17 protein-coding genes are annotated in these 17,661 nt (G+C 52.0%); 4 read left to right on the top strand and 13 right to left on the bottom strand.

The annotated features are described in order from the left end of the window. The first annotated feature begins 328 nt into the window (after positions 1-328). The 3 genes from K7X24_RS08720 (at position 329) to K7X24_RS08710 (ending at position 3,506) form a co-directional block, all read left to right on the top strand. Positions 329-1,171, top strand: coding sequence for a 23S rRNA (adenine(2030)-N(6))-methyltransferase RlmJ (locus tag K7X24_RS08720; RefSeq protein ID WP_103160431.1), 843 nt, complete (start codon positions 329-331; stop codon positions 1,169-1,171). 128 nt (positions 1,172-1,299) lie between these two features. Next, the gene (gorA, locus tag K7X24_RS08715) at positions 1,300-2,652 is read left to right on the top strand and encodes a glutathione-disulfide reductase (RefSeq protein ID WP_224554322.1); all 1,353 of its coding nucleotides are present in this window, start codon (positions 1,300-1,302) and stop codon (positions 2,650-2,652) included. A gap of 464 nt (positions 2,653-3,116) precedes the next feature. Then, positions 3,117-3,506 (top strand): helix-turn-helix domain-containing protein, encoded by a 390-nt coding sequence (locus K7X24_RS08710; RefSeq protein ID WP_224554321.1) that lies wholly within the window; start codon positions 3,117-3,119, stop codon positions 3,504-3,506. Positions 3,507-3,579: 73 nt separating this feature from the next. Here the strand turns inward: K7X24_RS08710 and K7X24_RS08705 are convergent, their stop codons facing one another. Beyond that, positions 3,580-3,939 carry a hypothetical protein gene (locus K7X24_RS08705; RefSeq protein WP_224554318.1) on the bottom strand — a complete coding sequence of 120 codons (360 nt, stop codon included), beginning with the start codon at positions 3,937-3,939 and terminating at the stop codon, positions 3,580-3,582. 61 nt (positions 3,940-4,000) lie between these two features. Further along, positions 4,001-4,603 carry a RhiA gene (locus tag K7X24_RS08700; protein WP_224554316.1) on the bottom strand — a complete coding sequence of 201 codons (603 nt, stop codon included), beginning with the start codon at positions 4,601-4,603 and terminating at the stop codon, positions 4,001-4,003. Between the two features lie 468 nt (positions 4,604-5,071). Here K7X24_RS08700 and K7X24_RS08695 point away from each other — a divergent pair, with 468 nt between their 5' ends. Next, entirely contained in the window at positions 5,072-5,977 is a 906-nt protein-coding gene (locus K7X24_RS08695) for a siderophore-interacting protein (RefSeq protein ID WP_224554314.1), read from the top strand. A 34-nt stretch (positions 5,978-6,011) separates the two neighbouring features. Here K7X24_RS08695 and dsbG read toward each other — a convergent pair whose 3' ends face one another. From dsbG to ghrB, 11 genes are all read right to left on the bottom strand, one after another. Continuing rightward, positions 6,012-6,767, bottom strand: coding sequence for a thiol:disulfide interchange protein DsbG (gene dsbG, locus K7X24_RS08690; protein WP_224554312.1), 756 nt, complete (start codon positions 6,765-6,767; stop codon positions 6,012-6,014). A gap of 68 nt (positions 6,768-6,835) precedes the next feature. Further along, positions 6,836-7,540 (bottom strand): SMI1/KNR4 family protein, encoded by a 705-nt coding sequence (locus K7X24_RS08685; RefSeq protein WP_224554310.1) that lies wholly within the window; start codon positions 7,538-7,540, stop codon positions 6,836-6,838. Between the two features lie 72 nt (positions 7,541-7,612). Next, positions 7,613-7,843, bottom strand: coding sequence for a hypothetical protein (locus tag K7X24_RS08680; protein WP_224554308.1), 231 nt, complete (start codon positions 7,841-7,843; stop codon positions 7,613-7,615). Between the two features lie 206 nt (positions 7,844-8,049). Further along, a complete protein-coding gene (locus K7X24_RS08675; protein ID WP_224554306.1) occupies positions 8,050-8,487 on the bottom strand; it encodes an RICIN domain-containing protein in 438 nt (145 codons plus the stop codon). Between the two features lie 309 nt (positions 8,488-8,796). Then, a complete protein-coding gene (locus K7X24_RS08670; RefSeq protein ID WP_224554304.1) occupies positions 8,797-9,930 on the bottom strand; it encodes an alkylhydroperoxidase domain protein in 1,134 nt (377 codons plus the stop codon). Then, positions 9,927-10,961, bottom strand: coding sequence for a putative FMN-dependent luciferase-like monooxygenase (locus K7X24_RS08665; protein WP_211025490.1), 1,035 nt, complete (start codon positions 10,959-10,961; stop codon positions 9,927-9,929). Before K7X24_RS08665 ends, K7X24_RS08670 begins: the two co-directional genes overlap by 4 nt. 1 nt (position 10,962) lies before the next feature. Continuing rightward, positions 10,963-12,666 (bottom strand): dipeptide ABC transporter ATP-binding protein, encoded by a 1,704-nt coding sequence (locus tag K7X24_RS08660; protein ID WP_224554302.1) that lies wholly within the window; start codon positions 12,664-12,666, stop codon positions 10,963-10,965. Then, positions 12,663-13,523, bottom strand: a complete 861-nt coding sequence (locus K7X24_RS08655; RefSeq protein WP_224554300.1) for an ABC transporter permease — start codon at positions 13,521-13,523, stop codon at positions 12,663-12,665. The genes K7X24_RS08660 and K7X24_RS08655 overlap by 4 nt, the downstream gene beginning before the upstream one ends. After that, complete coding sequence (locus K7X24_RS08650) at positions 13,520-14,464, bottom strand: ABC transporter permease (RefSeq protein ID WP_224554299.1); 945 nt, start codon at positions 14,462-14,464, stop codon at positions 13,520-13,522. Before K7X24_RS08650 ends, K7X24_RS08655 begins: the two co-directional genes overlap by 4 nt. Positions 14,465-14,491: 27 nt before the next feature. Continuing rightward, on the bottom strand, positions 14,492-16,129 hold the full coding sequence (locus tag K7X24_RS08645) for a TIGR04028 family ABC transporter substrate-binding protein (RefSeq protein WP_010296560.1): 1,638 nt from the start codon (positions 16,127-16,129) through the stop codon (positions 14,492-14,494). Between the two features lie 302 nt (positions 16,130-16,431). Then, on the bottom strand, positions 16,432-17,394 hold the full coding sequence (ghrB, locus tag K7X24_RS08640; protein WP_039508492.1) for a glyoxylate/hydroxypyruvate reductase GhrB: 963 nt from the start codon (positions 17,392-17,394) through the stop codon (positions 16,432-16,434). Positions 17,395-17,661 lie beyond the last annotated feature (267 nt).

The raw sequence follows: 17,661 nt of genomic DNA, 5'->3' as shown, positions 1-17,661 counted from the left end.
GTCGTGAGAGTTCGTATCGAAGGTTAAGGGATAGGGAAAAGCGCTCATACATAAAATTAATATTTTTCTCATCTGGTTAGATTATTATCATCAGTTCATGTTGCATTTACGCAAAAGATCAGCAGTAACCTAATGGTGACATTTTAAACATTAACGTCGCTCATGCGGCCTTTTTTGTTCGCAGCGTTTCTGCCGTATACTCTCCGTATTCGTTCCCATGCTTTCGTGACCGTGCAAAGAGCTGTGGGGTAATCTGTGGGGTAATAAATGCATTTTCATGAAATCATCACAGGTTAAAATTATTATAAATCAATATGGTATATGAAATATGCTAAGTTACCGCCACAGTTTCCATGCCGGCAATCACGCCGACGTGCTGAAACACACCGTTCAGAGCCTGATCATCACTGCCCTGAAAGAGAAAGAAAAACCTTTCCTGTATCTCGATACCCATGCGGGTGCTGGCCGCTATCAGCTCAGCGGCGAACACGCCGAGCGCACGGGGGAGTATCTGGATGGCATCGCGAAAATCTGGCAGCGTGACGACATTCCGGCTGAACTCGAACCTTACATGCAGGCCGTGCACACCTATAACCACAATGGGCGGCTGCGCTATTACCCCGGCTCCCCGCTGATTGCCCGCCAGCTGCTGCGTGAACAGGACAAGCTCCACCTGACCGAACTTCACCCTAGCGATTTCCCGCTGCTGCGCAATGAATTCCAGAAAGATTCGCGCACCAAAGTGCTGCGTGACGATGGCTACCAGCAGTTGAAATCACAGCTGCCGCCGCTTTCCCGTCGGGGATTTGTGCTGATCGATCCACCTTATGAGCTGAAAACGGACTATCAGGCCGTGGTGAAAGGCATTCAGGAAGGGCATAAACGCTTTGGCACAGGCGTATTTGCGCTGTGGTATCCGGTGGTGCTGCGTCAGCACATCAAACGCATGCTGAAAGAGCTGGAAGCCACGGGCATTCGCAACATTCTGCAAATTGAGCTGGCAGTGCGGCCAGACAGCGATCGCTATGGCATGACGGCGTCTGGCATGATTGTGATTAACCCGCCGTGGAAGCTGGCATCTCAGATGAAGAGTGTGCTGCCGTGGTTGCATAGCGTGCTGGTACCGGAAGGCACCGGACATACGCTGGTGGAGCAAATCGTACCAGAGTAATACACGCGATTGCGGTGGGCGACGCGGTCGGTTTTTCCTATCGCAACCATAGGCATAACCTTTATTCGGCGTATGGCTCTGGCGTTACACTCTAGGCAAATTTTATTCACTTAAGCATGGATACACTGATGACCAAACACTATGACTACCTTGCTATTGGCGGCGGCAGCGGCGGTATCGCGTCTATCAACCGCGCGGCGATGTATGGACAAAAATGTGCGTTGATCGAAGCAAAATATCTGGGTGGCACCTGCGTCAACGTCGGCTGTGTGCCGAAGAAAGTGATGTGGCATGCGGCGCAGATTGCCGAAGCGATCCATCAGTACGGGCCTGATTACGGGTTCGATACCACGGTAAACCAGTTTAACTGGGGCACGCTGGTTAAGAACCGTAGCGCCTACATCGATCGCATTCACCAGTCGTACGACAACGTGCTGGGTAAGAATAAGGTCGACGTTATCCACGGTTTTGCCCGCTTTGTCGATGCGCACACGGTGGAAGTGAACGGCGAGAAAATTACGGCTGATCATATCCTGATTGCGACGGGCGGTCGTCCGGTTCACCCTGATATTCCTGGTGCGGAATACGGCATTGATTCCGACGGTTTCTTTGAACTGGATGCGCTGCCGAAGCGTACCGCGATTGTCGGTGCTGGTTATATCGCGGTGGAGATTGCTGGGGTGCTGAATGGGTTGGGCTCTGAAACCCACCTGTTTGTACGTAAACATGCACCGCTGCGCAGCTTTGATCCGCTGATTGTCGATACGCTGGTGGAAGTGATGAACACCGAAGGGCCGACGCTGCATACCGAGTCGATCCCGACAGCGATTGTGAAGAATGCTGATGGCAGCCTGACGCTGGAGCTGGAAAACGGTCAATCACAAACCGTCGATTGCCTGATTTGGGCGATTGGCCGTGAACCGGCGACGGATAACCTGAACCTGAGCGTCACCGGTGTGGAACTGAACGACAAGGGCTACATCAATGTCGATAAATTCCAGAACACTAACGTTTCTGGCATTTACGCGGTGGGCGATAACACTGGCGCTGTTGAGCTAACGCCGGTTGCTGTCGCCGCAGGGCGTCGTTTGTCCGAACGCCTGTTTAACAACAAGCCGGACGAGTATCTGGATTACAGCAATATCCCGACCGTCGTCTTCAGCCACCCGCCGATTGGCACGGTCGGGCTGACCGAGCCGCAGGCGCGTGAGCAGTACGGTGACGATCAGGTGAAAGTGTACAAATCTGCCTTCACCGCGATGTACACCGCCGTTACGCAACACCGCCAGCCGTGCCGCATGAAGCTGGTCTGCGTGGGCAAGGAAGAAAAAATCGTCGGCATCCACGGTATCGGTTTTGGTATGGACGAAATGCTGCAAGGCTTTGCGGTCGCTGTCAAAATGGGAGCAACCAAGAAAGACTTCGACAACACCGTTGCCATTCACCCGACTGCGTCGGAAGAGTTTGTGACGATGCGGTAATAGTATAGGGAAGCGGGTTTGCTGCTTTTCTGGAAAACGAAAATGTGCTGGTTGAATAGTGAGCTATTTGGCCAGCCTTTTTGTATGCGGGAAAGCACATGGCCTAGTTGATTTTTTCAAATGGTACTTGTCCTGTGAGCTGATCCTTTATTTTTCGTCAATAAATAGATCATTCATCGTTTTAAACACAATTGGATAGTTAATTAATAAATTATCATCTAATGGTTTTGTTGGAATTTAATTTATTGCTAATGAAAGACTCTATCTCAAAAGATTATTTTTCTCACTCATCGTTCTTTACAGAAATAGGATGTCCTATCGTTTTCTCGTTACTGATGAAGAACGCCGTGCGGCCGCTTGTCTTAAAGATAAAAATAATCTATAGCATGAATTGTTTCCCCATCGTTTGATTGTTGTAAGTGTGATTTCATCCAAATCACAGGAACAACACAAGGAATGATTCTATGAGCTATAAAGAAAGTACAGCACTTAATGATTTTTTCTATGGACTCGATATAAAGAAGCTACCCGATCAATTTCAGGAGTTAATTGATATCATGGGGTTGGAGGATGCTTATATCTTTTCACAATTATTTGGTGGTCAGTGTAAATATATTCCAAAATCACCGAAGTGTTTTTGCGTAGATATTAATGGGAGGGCTGTCGAAAGATTATGCCAGGAATTTGGTGGTTTAAGTATCGATGTTCCTCATGCTAAAAATATTGACAGGCAGTTACGCAATCGTGAAATTATCAATTTATTAGATAGAGGGAAGTCGCGGACGGAAGTTGCTAAAATATATAACCTTGGCGTAAGGCAAGTGGCTAATATCAAGAAGACAGTGTGTAAATAAAATCCCATGAATATCGTTGATAACTAAAAAGCATCCAACAAAAAATTGGATGCTTTTTAGTTATCACTTATTGTTAAAGACTAATGGTTTTACCGAGTTTGAAATCTCCGGATTTTTGTCCAAAATCACTTAATAGGTAAGACGTTGAGGTTGTATGTTCTCCCATTGCGATCAGATAATCATCTGTTCCGGTATGGTAGAAAAAGATACTTACGCTTTTTTGATCATTGCCTGAAGAGGCGTGTAGCACGGGATGACCGTCATAAGTGTAGCTGCCCGTCGCTTTTCCTTTTCCAGATGTAATGTCATTCATTGCTTGCTTCATATTGGCGTAGCGGTTCTTTTCAAGATAATCTTCTAATTCCTTTTCTGCCTGAGCCTGATTGAAAGGGCCGCTTGGTACACCTTGATCAATGATATAGATATCAGACATATTATTTCTCCAAAAGATAAAGTGAGGAAGGCAGGAGTCTACCTGCCTTCCGATTGCTGGATCAGGAAACAATCCAGGTATTGTTTTGTTGCAGTGTAGCGACAACGTTGTAAATATTGGGTTCGAACACTAATTCAACGGCATCACTGATTTGCTCAACATCCAGAATTTCACCTTCTTCATAGTTACCAAATACAATCCAGTAGGAAGGATGTGGAATAAACTCAAGATGCAAATTTGGCTGTGCTGCTTGCACGAACGTCCCTGCGTTGCTCATCCCGATGCCAACAGCGGCCTGCTTGAGTGGGACATTACCACTTTCATCAATATAGAGTGAGCCTGCTTGGCCAGTGAAGGATGTCGGACCAAAGAGATATCCCCCGTTGTAATCCAATAAAATAGTATTGGCTGATTGAAGGTTGGCAGGAATTTCTTCACCACCTTCAAAAATAACGCCAGGTTTGACTTCTCCGGTATCTGACCAAACGAAAGAATAATCAATGTTCCAGCGAAACGTTTCATGCACGTTCGGATTCACGAATTTGCTGAACCACGCTAGTGAAAAAATATTCCTCGCTTTCTGGTCAGGCGCTTTTTGGAAAATTGCCACATTACCAGAATTACTTGATTTGTTGATAAACTCAACGCTGTATTGATTAGACATAGTGTATTCCTTTTTATTATGAACCCAGAGTTAGGCTCAATTTCTATTATCCATACGCCTATGTTTAACATAACAGGGAAGTAAGTCCTGTTAATGATGGTTTTCATTTTTTTTGATGCTAAAAAATTATTTATTTTAATTAAAATAATTATGATGATTGGCAATTTCGTAAGATCATAAATAATCGATATACCACTTATGGTTATTAGAAATGACGTAGCTTAATGTTAATTCCCACTACCCTCCTGCATATAACGTGTAAGGAGTTAAAGGCTGAAACCAGAGGATGAGGTTAGGCCGATACAACGAAGGCCAGCTTGGGCTTCTTCGTTGTGTATGTCTCAGTATTTTGAAATGAAAGAATGGTAATGATTATCGTTATTATTTTATTTATGATAAGTTTCGTTGGATGGGTTTTCATCCCTCCTACTGGCTTTTTCCCTTACAAAACATACCGGCTTTCTTACTATGTCTTTAGCTAACCGCACGACGTCTTCAGCTTATCGGTTGTTCAATTTACGTTTAGAGAGCAAGACGCTGCTCTCTCCTTCATTAGTTCGCTGTGTGTTCGTTGGCTCGGAAGTGAGCCAGATGAAACTGGACGCGCCGGATCAGCGCATCAAACTGTTGCTTGCCAGTGAAAGCGGAGAGCTGACGACTATGGCTGTGAGCGACACTTGGTATCAGGACTATCTGGCGCTTCCACGCGAGCACCGTCCGATTTTGCGCACTTATACGCTGCGTTCCGTCTCACGTGAGTCACAGCAGGCAACGATCGATTTTGTGCTGCACGGTGACACTGGGCCAGCCTCAAGCTGGGCACATCACGCGAATCCGGGTGATGCGCTACAAATTGTTGCTCCCAACGCAGAGGCTGATGGCGACAGCGGTGGCTATGAGTGGGCACCACACAAGAGTATTGAGCAGGTGTTGCTGATTGCGGATGAAACGGCGCTACCAGCGGCCATGGGGATTCTTGAACAGTTGGCGACCCAGCCTTCTCCACCGTCGGTACAGGCTTTTTTTGAAGTGCCAAAAGTGAGCGACTGCGTGACGTCGGGCGAGTTCACTTTTGCCCAGATTCACTGGTTACCGCGTGAGGAAACCAGCAGTACGGTATGGGGCGAACGCCTGCTGGCTGCGGTGCAACAGGATGTGAAGATTCCCGCTAGCGCCTGTACAAACCGTGATGAGATCGCACCGGAGACGCCGGAAGACGAACTACTGTGGGAGCGGGCAACGGCAGCGCGCCCGTTTTACGCCTGGGCGGCGGGGGAATCATCTGCCATCAAACGGCTACGCCGCTATCTGCTTGATGAGCGCCACCTTGATAAAGAGACGATCAACTTTATGGCTTACTGGTCGCACCGCTAAGAGAAAACATCAGGAGGGATATTCCCTCCTGTGTTTATTTCCCCATCATCTCCGCTAGCTGCTTTTCATCCGGCAATCCAACCACCTGCTGTAGCTCATCCTTATCATTCAGGTAATAGATGGCAGGCGTGACGTTCGCGCCTAATTCATCCATGAGCCGCTGATTAAGCTGAATGTTATTCCAGATATCGCGGGATGATGCTTCGGGGAACGGAGGCACCGTTTTGCCGTTTGATAGCTCATATTCATGCCAGGCTTTAGCCGGATCGCTGGCGGCAAGAATCGCCGCGGCATAACGCCCGCTTTCCGGTTTAATGACGCCGACCAGCAGCGTTTGCAGTTGGACTTTTCCTGCTTTCACCCACGGCTGTGCCTGCTGCCAGAACTGTTTGCAGTACGGGCAGAACGGGTCGGCAAAGACGATGATTTTACGCGGCGCGTCCTTCGCTCCTTCGGTGATAAACGGCGCCTGCTGTAATTTCTGCCACATCTCACGACCAGCAGGAATATACACTTCCTGTTGAATCAGCGCTTCGCTCAGGTTGTTGCCGTGTTCATCATACATATAACCCGAAATAGCATGCTTACCATCCGGCGTTAAGTAGATGGTTACCCCTACGCCCTGATAGCTGCCCAGCCAGCCTTGCATGCCACTGGGTGCAGTGAAGGGTTTGATGATCGTAATGCCCTGTTTTTCGATACTCTTCACCGCGTCTGGCAGAGTATCTTGCGCCAGTGACGATGCGGAAAGCGTTAATAAGGTGAGTGTGAGGGAGAAGCGTTTTATCATGGTATTGTGCCTGTATCGTGGATCATGCTTGCTGCGTAGCCTAGTGGAGATATGCCAATAAGGGGCGTTTATTGACGCTTCCAGAGCCAGGACCAGATTGATTTTCCTGATGTTGTTGAAGTATCTGCTGGCGGTGGTGTATCGTTAAATATGGCAGCCAATGAATCGAGAAAATGGTATTTCTCTGGCCGCAGTGTGTTGAAACTCCGGCCACCGTCATCCTCAACACGGATGTTGACGTTGCCTGCGTGTAGCTCTTCCATCATCCAGTGGACGAAAGCATCGAGACTGGGGGCGATGGCAATTTTTCTTTCTTCGTCACGTCCGCAGTTGATCACCTGTCCACGCGTGCCTTGCGTATCGGGATCCAGATCGATAGCTAGATAGTTGCTGCCCCAGTCATACGCGAAGGGGACCCATAGTGGATTGGCATAGAGGCGCTTTACGTAGCTGGGAGGTGTGGATGACATGGCGTCATTCAAACTGGCGAGATCGTCATCACTCGATGTGTTCACAACCTCTCGCCATCCATCGACCTCTTGCATGACGCGTGCAAGAGGTAAAAAGCTTAGGCCGTACCACAGGCCGGTTTTCTGCGCCATACGCTGTCCGTTGTGCCAGCGGTACAACGTCAGAAAATCTTCCGGTACTGCCACGCCGATGTGCTGTATAAAAGCATCAAGCTCGTCGTGCGTTGCACCGGGGTTGAGGTCTTCTGCTACTTCCGGCAACTGATTGATTAACCAGCTTTCTAAGTCATTAAGTTTGTGCATCTCATTTTTTCGCTGTCATTGTGTGAAAATGTTTGATTACGGTGCATTAAATTCGTTTTGCATCGAGAATACTCATAAGATTAAGGCAGTGTCGATAGCTCTGTAGCGTCGAATCAATCGCGCCCGCAGGTATAAAGGAATCCCGATACGTGTGCCAAACATGATGAAACCCATACCACGGTATTCCCCATGCGCGGCTTCAAACCCTGGTGCGAGTGCTTTATCCTTTTCCTCTTGAATCAACAGCGGTAATGCCATGAAGTAGGACGAAAAATAGGTAACAACAGGCGTCACGAATGCCATGCCGCCTGATTGGTTATCGTAGAATTTTAGTGAGAGGAATGAATCAGACAATGGTGAAGCAGTGCTCGAATAAGTGCATCGTATTGCTTTTAGATAATTTATTCATTATCAACTCATACTTATGAGCAGATTATAAAAACCAAAAACCATCTTATTAAAATAAGATGGTTTTTAAACTGATGTAGCGTGATATATATCAGTTTATTTTATTCGCTAGCTAATGCAGAGATTCTATCAATAGGAACGAATTTCCATTGCTGAGCGATTGAACCATTAAAATCAAATAGCTGAACGCGTGTGCCCGCACCACCACGGGTATCATCGTCGATAACATAGGATTTATTCGCTTGGCTAAAAATAAATCCAGGTTTGCTCGAAAAATCCCACTTTTGAGTTACTTCATTCTGATTGGTTAACTGCAAAACGAGATCTGTACCGCTGGCAATAGCTTTGTTTTTAATTGCCAGCGCTAGAGCCCCGTCACTTATCGCCAGTGAAATTACTCCTGTTCTACTATCCAAATTCCACAGGATTTTATCGAGAGAAGAGTCTGCACGCAGAAGAACCGCTTGGGCATCTTTTTGCTGATCGGAGACACCTAATGCTAATTCTTGATTTCCTGCATATTTTAAAATACCAATCATAATAATTTCCTTTCTATTAATGTTAGTCGATGGGTTTTTTCTGGTTAAGTTTCGCCAGTAATTAAACTGTAGTTTATTTTGTTTTTTCTTCCACTGATTAAATTGAAAAAATGAATTAAATAAAAAAATTTATATTCACTTCACTTGTGGGTAGGGGGGATGGTTTTCAGAAACATGAGTAAGCGGGGGGTAATGTATTTAATTATGCGAATTTTAATTATATGGATACTAAATAAATTCGCAGTGAGATATATTTTTTGAAAATAGCTCGGTCTGTTTATTAAAATGATGAAACAGACCGCTTGAGTATTAATGCTCTGGCCAGAACGGTTCACCTAGCGTGAGCATCAGTCGGTTGGCCCATGAGAAGAAGGCCGCTGACTGCACCACATCGACAATCTCCAGCGCATCTAACCCCTGTTCTTGCAGCTGCTTCAGGTCGTTGGCGTTGACCTGTGCGGGCGTGGCGGAAAGGCGTGCCGAGAAATCGATAATCGCCTGCCAGCGTGGACTTTGGCCGATGCTCAAATCGCCGCTGGGGACGACGTCCAGCAGTCGCTGTACGTCACTGTCCTGCTTGGAGAGCTGGCTGGCTTTACGTGCATGTACTGAGGCGCAGTAGATGCAACCGTTGACCTTGCTGGTGACGGCGGCAATCAGTTCGCGCTCTTTACGTGGCAGGCCGCCAGCGGTATAGAAAATCCCTTTATCCGTCAGCGTGCGCTGTTCCAGCACCGGAAGGTTGCGCCCTAGCAAACGGAAATAGTCGGAATGGGTGTGGCCGAAGCGCGCCAGAATCGCCTGCTCATCCGCATTAAATGCTGCCAGCGGTTTGGGCGCGATCCACGGTTCCCAATCCAGTTCCGCCTGAGTGAATGCCTGCGGCGCAGACTTACCGCTGTGCGTCTGCGGTTGGGTATGCCACTGGCCTGCAACGGCGGCCTGCGAATGCGGTTGGCTGATGCGATGACCGGCAATCAGGCGATAGCCGCGCAGCAGTCGGCTTTGAAAATTCACAAACGCAATGAGCTGCGACAGCGTCACGATGTCATCTACCGACCAGCCCGCCTGCTCCAGCGCATTGACGTGGGACGCCGAGGCTTGCACGGGCGTTTTCGTCAGGCGTTCGGCATGATCCAGCGCCAGCTGTAGCGCGGGTGTCAGCGAGGGTTCAGGGAAGTCCGCTAGCCGCTCGGCATAAAAATGTTGTAGCTGCTCATCCTGCTGCCAGCCGCTGATTTTTGTCGCAAACCAGAAGCGTAGCGATAGCGGTAATGTCGCATTGTCTGCGGCGTCGGCGTTAAACAGCGCATCGTAGCTGCCTTGGGTGTGGCGAGTTGCCGCATCGCGGGTTTTTCTGGCGTCGGCGAGTGCCGAATCCGGGCTGATTTCAGCCAGCGCATCCAGTACGTCATGGGTGTGTAACGTGTTAGCGTGCGTCATGCAATCTCCTGCCCGATTGGGCTTTTCTGTTTGACGGCGGGCTTCCAGCCCAAAGCGGGGGCGACCTGAGTCGCTATCAGTTCAAGCGAGCGAAGGATCAGCGCATGCGGCGGATCGATGGAGTGCACCTGGAATGTCACATCGGTCGCGCGCTCCAGCGAGCTGTCTGCCCGCAGTGACGCGATGACATCTTGCGCGGTGCCAACATGGCTATCGAAGGAGGCGATCAGCGCCTCCACCGAGTCGTGAGGAATCGGGCGGAACGTGCCCGAACGGGCGGCGGAACGATTAAGTCCTTTCTCTGCCAGACTCAGTGCTAATTGACGATCGTCAGCCACGAAAACGCTACGTGAGCTGAGGATGCGCGGTGCGACACCATCGGGCAGCGCGGCCAAATAGGCATCGATCATTGTGTTTTGTAGATCGGCGAGCGTGGCGTCCGGGAAATGTTCCGGGCGCGGCTGGGTACGGGAAAGCATCAGGCCATCGCCTGCTTTACCGGCACGCTCCGCACCTTCGATGGAAAACGTGGCCTGCCAGACGCGCTTATCCAAATGCGGCGCGGCAGGGTAGAGCTGATTACCGTCTTCGCTCAAGGCTTCCCCTCGCCACGCGGCGCGCAGTTTTTCCAGATAGCGCCCGAGGATCTGTCCGCGCTGCGCGCTGTCGTGACCAAATGCGGCGAATGAGGATGGTGTACCGCCAGAACCCACGCCGACTTCCAGCCGGCCGTTGCTGAGTAAATCGAGCACGGCGGTGTCTTCCGCTACGCGCAGCGGTTCTTCCATCGGCAGCGTAATCACGCCAGTGCCGAGCTGGATGCGTTGGGTGCGTGCGGCGACCAGTGCCAGAAACACCAGCGGTGACGGCAATCCGCCTTCATCCGCGTGAAAGTGGTGCTGTGCGACCCAGGCGCTGTCGAAGCCTAATTGTTCGGCTTTGACGATCTGTTCCGTCGCCAGCCGATAGCGCTGCTGGGCGGAGACGTCATCCAGTAATCGCGTGAAAAATCCCAGACGTTTCGTTGCCATTCTACAGTCCTTGGTTTAGTGCGAATGTGGGTTCAGTGTGAATATGAGGAGGGTGAAAACGGGCAAAAGCCGGGTGTTGCTGTCCGGGGATGGCCTCGATGAGTTCACGGGTATAGCGATGTTCGGGCTGGGCGAAGATCTGTTCCACTGGGCCGGATTCAAGCTGCTTGCCGTGATACAGCACGGAAACGGTGTCGGCGATCTGGCGTACTACCGCCAAATCGTGCGAAATGAACAGGTACGTCAGCCCCAGTGATTCCTGTAGCTCGGTCAGTAAACGCAGAATCTGCGCCTGCACGGTGACATCCAGTGCCGAAACCGCTTCGTCCAGCACCAGTACCTGTGGTTCCAGCACCAGCGCCCGCGCGATGGCGACACGTTGGCGCTGTCCGCCGGACAGTTCACGCGGCTTGCGTGATAGCAGCGCTACCGGCAGGGCAACGCGCTCGAACATCTCATGAATTTTTCGTTCCCGCTGCGCGGCGGTATGGCGATTAAAATTGCGCAGCGGCTCCTCGACGATGTCATATAACCGCTGTGACGGATCGAGTGAGCCAAAAGGGTTTTGATAGACCAACTGAATTTTTTGCCGGAACTGACGCAGCGCTTCACTTTTCAGGTGAGTGATGTCGGTGCCGTCGATCAGAATGCGCCCGGCGCTGGGATGGTGGAATCCGAGCAGACTGCGCGCCGTGGTGGTTTTACCGGAACCGGATTCGCCCACAATGGCGTGCGTTGTGCCGCGCGCCACGCTGAAAGAGACGTCATCCACCGCCCGAAAATGTTCCCCTTTACGACCCGACAGGGGAAAGGTCTGCACCAAATTTTCGACCGAGACAATAATGTCAGATGCAGATGTAGGGGCACGTTGTGGACGTGGGCTTGGGTTTAGCGACGGAACATTCGCCAGCAGCGTGCGGGCATAGTGGCTTGACGGCGCGCTTAATACCTCAAGCGTTGGGCCTTGCTCCTGAATGTAGCCGTTCTGGAACACCAGCAGGCGATCGGCACGTTCGGCGGCTACGCCCAGATCGTGAGTCACGAACAGCACCGCCGTGCCATTTTCGCGCCGCAGTTCATCAAGCAGATCGAGAATACGTTTCTGCACCGTGACATCCAGCGCGCTGGTAGGTTCGTCAGCAATAATCAGCGCGGGCTTCAACGCAATCGCAATGGCGATCAGGACGCGCTGTTTCATTCCGCCGGACAGCTCGTGCGGGTACTGTTTCGCCCGCAGTTCCGGCTGGTTTAGCCCCACGCGCTCCAGCAGCGCCAGCGTTTTCTGGCGGGTAGTCTGGCGATCTTCCCGCTGGTGAATCCGCAGAATTTCATCCACTTGCTCTCCGATGGTTTGCACCGGATTCAGTGAGCTGGTGGGATCCTGCGGGATCAGGCTGATCTGTGCACCGCGCACGCTATCCAATCGTTTTTGCGACCAGCCGCTGATATCCACGCCGTTTAGCCGAATGGCGCCGCGCGTTAACCTGCCGTTTTCGGCGAGTAAACCGATGACGGCCTGAGCGGTAGTCGTTTTCCCTGAACCGGATTCCCCTACCAGCGCCACCACTTCACCGGGCTGAATATGGAAAGAGACGCCTTCGACCACCGTCTGCTCGCGATCGTCACTGCGATAGGCAATCGTGACATTCTCCAGAGCCAACACAGGCACGGCTGCGCTGGTTTGTAAGCTGGCTGATAGGCTCATCGTTCCGTCCTCCTGATCGACTGGCTGATGTGGTTAGCGGACAGCACAACTAACACGACAATCAGGCCGGGGAAGGTGGTTAGCCACCAGGCGGTTGCGATGTAGTTGCGGCCTTCGGCAATCAGCAGACCCCATTCCGGCGTGGGCGGCGGTGCGCCATAGCCAAGGAAGCTCAGTGTGGAGATGGCCAGAATCGCGCTGCCGAATTGCAGAGCGGCAAAGGCGAAAACGGTGGTCAGTGAATTCGGCAGAATATGTCGCCACAGCACGCTGAAAAAGGTGCCGCCGCTGCCATAGGCGGCTTCGACGTAGTCGCTGTGGCGTACGCGCAGCACTTCTGAACGCACCAGTCGTGTGAAGCTGGCAACGGAGGTGACGCCCACGGCAATCGCGGCGTTAACCGTGCCGAAACCCAACAGGATGATGACGCTCAGTGCCAGCAGCAGGCCGGGAATGGCCAGCAAGACATCGATACTGCGCATCACGACGCTATCCAGCCAGCCGCCGACTGCACCTGCCAATAAGCCGAACAGGCTGCCGAGCACCAGACCTAGCCCGACGGCGATAAACGCGCCGGAAAGTGAGTGCACCGCGCCATAAACAATGCGCGCATAGAGATCGCGCCCCAGTTGGTCGGTGCCGAGCCAGTAGTCGGCGTCAGGTGCCAGCCGCTGTGCGCCCGCGATGCCTTCTGTCGGGCTATAGCTGGTAAACCAGCCGGGAAACAGCGCCCAGAGTACGACGGTCAGCATGACCAGCCAGGCTAGCGCCAGCCCCGGCTGAAAGGCGTAGCGACGCAGAAGCGGTCGCTTACGCAGAAGAGGAAATGTGATTTTTTCCAGTTGTACGGTAGTCATAGCGTGGCTCCTGGCGTTCTTTTCAGGCGCGGATCGAGAAAGGGATAGAGCAGGTCGACGACCAAATTGACGACGACAAAGGCGGCGGCGGAAATCAGCACGATGGCCTGTAATACGCTGCTGTCCTGATAGTTCACGGCTTCTTGCGTCAACTGACCGAGCCCGTTACGCCCAAACACAGTTTCGGTAATCAGCGCCCCCGCAATCAGCTCGCCCAGCAGCAAACCGGCGATGGTCAGCGTGGGCAGCATCGCGTTACGGGCGATATGTCGCCAGAGCACGCCGCTGCGGCTGGCCCCTTTCGCACGGGCTACCGCAACAAACGGTTGGGTTTGCACCTGATCGATGCTGCGCATCAGCACCTGAGCGAGCGGGGCGGAGATCGGCAGCGCCAGCGTGAGAACCGGCAAAATCAGCCCTTCCCATTCGCCGGGGTTAATGACGGGAATCAGCCCCAGACGAAAAGAAAAGATCTGAATCAACACAATGCCGAGCCAGAAGGTCGGCACGGAAACAAACAGTGATGGCAGCGATTGCAGTGCGGTTCGCAGCCACTGAAACGGCGTCAGCGTTGATAAGAACGCGAGGGCGAACGCCAACAGCCCGGCGGCGATGAAACCCAGCACCGCGAGCAGCAGCGTGGGTGGCAGATTCGCGGAAATAAGCTCGGTGACGGGCACGCCAGCCTGAAGAGAGAGGCCGAGATCGCCACGTAATATCTGGGTTATCGCATGAAAATATTGCGTGAGCACCGGCGTATCGGCACCGTAGGATAAACGCAGCTGCGCGATCTGCTCGGCGCTCAGGCCGAGCTCTGGGTTTTGAAACTTGATCAGTACGGCATCACCCGGCATCGCCTGAAGCAGGATAAAAGACAGGGTGAATGCCGCCCACAGGACGAGCAGTGCCTGACCGATGCGCAGTGCCAGATATCGGTTCATGATGATCTCCTCCCTCTTTCTTCTGTGTTACTTATCCAGCCAGGTGTTGTAAAAGCTGGGGCGACCAACGGCTTCAAACGCGATGCCTTTTGTGGTGGGCGCGCCCGCAAACACCTGCGGCTCTTCAAAAATAGGGATGACGTAGGCCTGATCGATCAGGTAGCTCTGTACCTCTCCGACCAGCGCCAGTCGCTTGCTGCGGTCGGTCTCAGCGGCGATGCCATCCAGCAGCGTATTAAGATGCGTATCGACAAAGGTGTTCACCTTGTCGCTGGAGCCGCCTTTTTGCAGCAGGACGTTGCGTACCGTCGGGTAATATTGGCTTTTCAGTACATCTGGGTCGGCACGGCCTACCATCGCTGGAGCAACGCCCGTTTTCAGCGGATCGAGGCTATCGACGGTCTTGCTGCCTGCGTCACCCGCCAGCACGTTCAGCTTTACGCCGACTTTTGCCCACTGCTGAGAAACCAGCTGTAGGGTTTCTTTGTTCTGCGGCTGCGGCAGGGATTCATAGGCGGTTAGCTCCAGCGTTTTGCCGTCTTTCTGCCGCAATCCCTGTGAACCAGTTTTCCAGCCTGCTTCATCTAACAGTTTGTTGGCCTGCGCGGGATCGAACGTGAGTTTGCTGGAGAGATCGACATAGCCTGCGGCGGTTTTAGCCAGCGGTGACGTGGCCTGTGGGTAGTTGTCCGAGAACAGCGTATCAATGATCTCTTTGGTGTTGGTGGCGTGCAGCAGCGCTTTACGCACGCGTATATCGGCGACCAGTGGGTTATCCGGGCGGAATACGACGCTGTTATTGACGCCGCGTGTCGGTGGGGCATAAAGATTGAAGCCCTGACTCTGCACCCGTTTCTCATCATAGGCTTGGATCTGACGAATGAAGTCCGCCTGACCCGATACCAGCGCGCCAATACGCACGCTGTCTTCCGGGGTCACCAGATAGGTAATGCCGTCCAGATAGGCACGCCCCTGATGCTTCGATTTAACCGGAGCCCAGTTGTAATCCTTACGGGCGGTCAGTTTCAGTTCGCGTCCCAGTTTCTCGCTGCTCACCACGAACGGGCCGGAGCCAATAATGTTTTTAGCATTGCCTAACTGATTGAAATTACGTTCAAGCGTACTGAGAGACACCAGACCGGAACCGATGGTCGCAGTACCTTGCAGAAAGCCCGGAGACGGCTTCTTAAAGTAAAATTTCACCGTGAGCGGATCGATGACTTCACTGCGCAGGTAGTTATTGATGACCTCGGAAATCGGCTGGTTGAGCGCTGTATTCCCCAAGCCGTAGGTATCGAAGTTTTTCGCTACCGCGTTGGCATCCAGCGGGGTGCCGTCAGAGAAGCTGACGCCGGGACGAATCTTGAACGTGTATTCGGTGTTATCCGCGTTAATGGTCCAGGATTCCGCAATCCACGGTTCGACCTCCAGCGTTTCTGGGTTCTGGTACGTCAGTTTATCGGTGATCTGGTTGAGGATGCCGCCGTTCGGATAAAACCCGCCTGCTGGCGTATAGAGATTGGTGTGCGCCTGCTGCTCTAGATAAATTAGCGTGCCGCCGATTTTCGGCGCGTCGTTCGCTGCCTGTGCGCCCAGCGCACCACCCAGAAGGAGCAATGAGGCAAAAATAGTGAGTTTCTGATGAGGATGCAAAAAAGTCGCCACGATGGTTTTCCCTACATGTGATGGTTTTTATTAAATTTGTTTTTTATCAGGTGAATATGCGTATCGATTACGTCCTGAAACGGGGAATACAGCAGAAGACGTTAACCGCTCGTTACAGCCGATACTTCCATAGGAGGTAGGAAACAGCAAAGAACAATACTGGTATTGGTTATCCAGTTTTTAGTTAGGAAAAAGCGTGGTTTTTGCGAGAAATCGCAGCGTTTCGCGTGTGATGATGGGCTTGGTGAGCGGGAAAAGCAGCGCTGCGAAAGCGTCGTCGCAGCGCTAAGGTCGACTTAAGGCTATTTCAAAACCTGCGGATTCACGCAGTTTTCTTTGACCTGACCGCTCAGGGCGGCAATCAGGTTGTCAACGGCGCAGGCAGCCATGTCGTAACGGGTTTCGTGCGTGGCAGAACCGATGTGCGGCAGCGCCACCACGTTAGGTAAATCCAGCAGCGGAGAATCGACGGGCAGCGGTTCTTTGACAAAAACATCCAGACCCGCGCCCTGAATGGTTCCTTTCACCAGGGCTTCCGTTAGCGCGTCTTCATCCACGACGGCACCACGACCGATATTAATCAAAATGGCGCTGGGTTTCATTTTTGCCAGCTGTTCGCGGCCAATGAGATGGTGCGTTTCCGCAGTGAGCGGCAGCGTGATACAGAGGAAATCAGACTCGGCCAATAGCGTATCGAGATCGCAGTGACGGGCATTAAAACGCTGCTCCGCTTCGGCGTGATGGCGGCGCGCGTTGTACAGAACCGGCATGCTGAAACCAAAGTGGGCGCGTTGCGCGACGGCCAGACCAATGCGGCCCATCCCCAGAATACCGATGGTTTTATGGTGAACGTCAGTGCCAAACCAGTCGCTGCCGACGCCCCCTTTCCATTCACCCGCTTTGACCCGCTCAGCCACTTCCACGACCCGGCGTGCGCTGGCGAGCATCAGTGCCAGAACCGTATCCGCTACGGTTTCCGTCAGCACGGTTGGGGTGTGCATGAGAATCACCCCTTTTTCATTCAGCGCGTCGACGTTAAAGGTGTCGTAACCAACAGAAATGGTGGAAGCCGCGCGTAAACGCGGTGCGTGTTGCAGGAAGTCTTTATCGACTTTACCGCCGGAACCAATGATGCCTTCGGCCGTTGCCAGAGCGGGGTGGTCGAGTGAGGGAAAGGCGTCAAGTTCAGTGACGGTGAAGTGTTGGTCTAAACGAGCGCGTAGATCGTCAGCCACTTTTTTATACAGGATAACGCTAGGTTTCATCACAAACTCCAGCAGATTAAGGAAGTTAACGTAGAAATAGCTCATCGAATAATCGCGTAGCTGGCGAGAGACTGCAAGCGATACCGCCCCCGCATCTGCCCAAGGTTAACCGTAATTAATGGGGGATTTGCACGATGGGTATGATGAACGATCGCATATAGATGCATCACCGCCGCATACAGGGTGCTCCACGATAGTCATGAAATCCCTTTGTGGTTAATTGATTAATATATTTCCTTTGTGATTACTATCACTCATTTTCAGATA

The organism is Pectobacterium versatile (genome assembly GCF_020166435.1).
Lineage (GTDB): Bacteria > Pseudomonadota > Gammaproteobacteria > Enterobacterales > Enterobacteriaceae > Pectobacterium > Pectobacterium versatile.
Note: the sequence above shows the minus strand (reverse complement) of the source record. Positions and strands in the feature narration are given on the sequence as shown.

Excerpts from the sequence above, each read along its gene's own strand:
- K7X24_RS08705 (WP_224554318.1), bottom strand. The coding sequence starts at position 3,939 with ATGTCTGATATCTATATCATTGATCAAGGTGTACCAAGCGGCCCTTTC.
- K7X24_RS08710 (WP_224554321.1), top strand. The coding sequence starts at position 3,117 with ATGAGCTATAAAGAAAGTACAGCACTTAATGATTTTTTCTATGGACTC.
- K7X24_RS08665 (WP_211025490.1), bottom strand. The coding sequence starts at position 10,961 with ATGGCAACGAAACGTCTGGGATTTTTCACGCGATTACTGGATGACGTC.
- ghrB (WP_039508492.1), bottom strand. The coding sequence starts at position 17,394 with ATGAAACCTAGCGTTATCCTGTATAAAAAAGTGGCTGACGATCTACGC.
- K7X24_RS08670 (WP_224554304.1), bottom strand. The coding sequence starts at position 9,930 with ATGACGCACGCTAACACGTTACACACCCATGACGTACTGGATGCGCTG.
- K7X24_RS08650 (WP_224554299.1), bottom strand. The coding sequence starts at position 14,464 with ATGAACCGATATCTGGCACTGCGCATCGGTCAGGCACTGCTCGTCCTG.
- K7X24_RS08700 (WP_224554316.1), bottom strand. The coding sequence starts at position 4,603 with ATGTCTAATCAATACAGCGTTGAGTTTATCAACAAATCAAGTAATTCT.
- K7X24_RS08655 (WP_224554300.1), bottom strand. The coding sequence starts at position 13,523 with ATGACTACCGTACAACTGGAAAAAATCACATTTCCTCTTCTGCGTAAG.
- gorA (WP_224554322.1), top strand. The coding sequence starts at position 1,300 with ATGACCAAACACTATGACTACCTTGCTATTGGCGGCGGCAGCGGCGGT.
- K7X24_RS08680 (WP_224554308.1), bottom strand. The coding sequence starts at position 7,843 with ATGGCATTCGTGACGCCTGTTGTTACCTATTTTTCGTCCTACTTCATG.
- K7X24_RS08720 (WP_103160431.1), top strand. The coding sequence starts at position 329 with ATGCTAAGTTACCGCCACAGTTTCCATGCCGGCAATCACGCCGACGTG.
- K7X24_RS08660 (WP_224554302.1), bottom strand. The coding sequence starts at position 12,666 with ATGAGCCTATCAGCCAGCTTACAAACCAGCGCAGCCGTGCCTGTGTTG.
- dsbG (WP_224554312.1), bottom strand. The coding sequence starts at position 6,767 with ATGATAAAACGCTTCTCCCTCACACTCACCTTATTAACGCTTTCCGCA.
- K7X24_RS08675 (WP_224554306.1), bottom strand. The coding sequence starts at position 8,487 with ATGATTGGTATTTTAAAATATGCAGGAAATCAAGAATTAGCATTAGGT.
- K7X24_RS08685 (WP_224554310.1), bottom strand. The coding sequence starts at position 7,540 with ATGCACAAACTTAATGACTTAGAAAGCTGGTTAATCAATCAGTTGCCG.
- K7X24_RS08695 (WP_224554314.1), top strand. The coding sequence starts at position 5,072 with ATGTCTTTAGCTAACCGCACGACGTCTTCAGCTTATCGGTTGTTCAAT.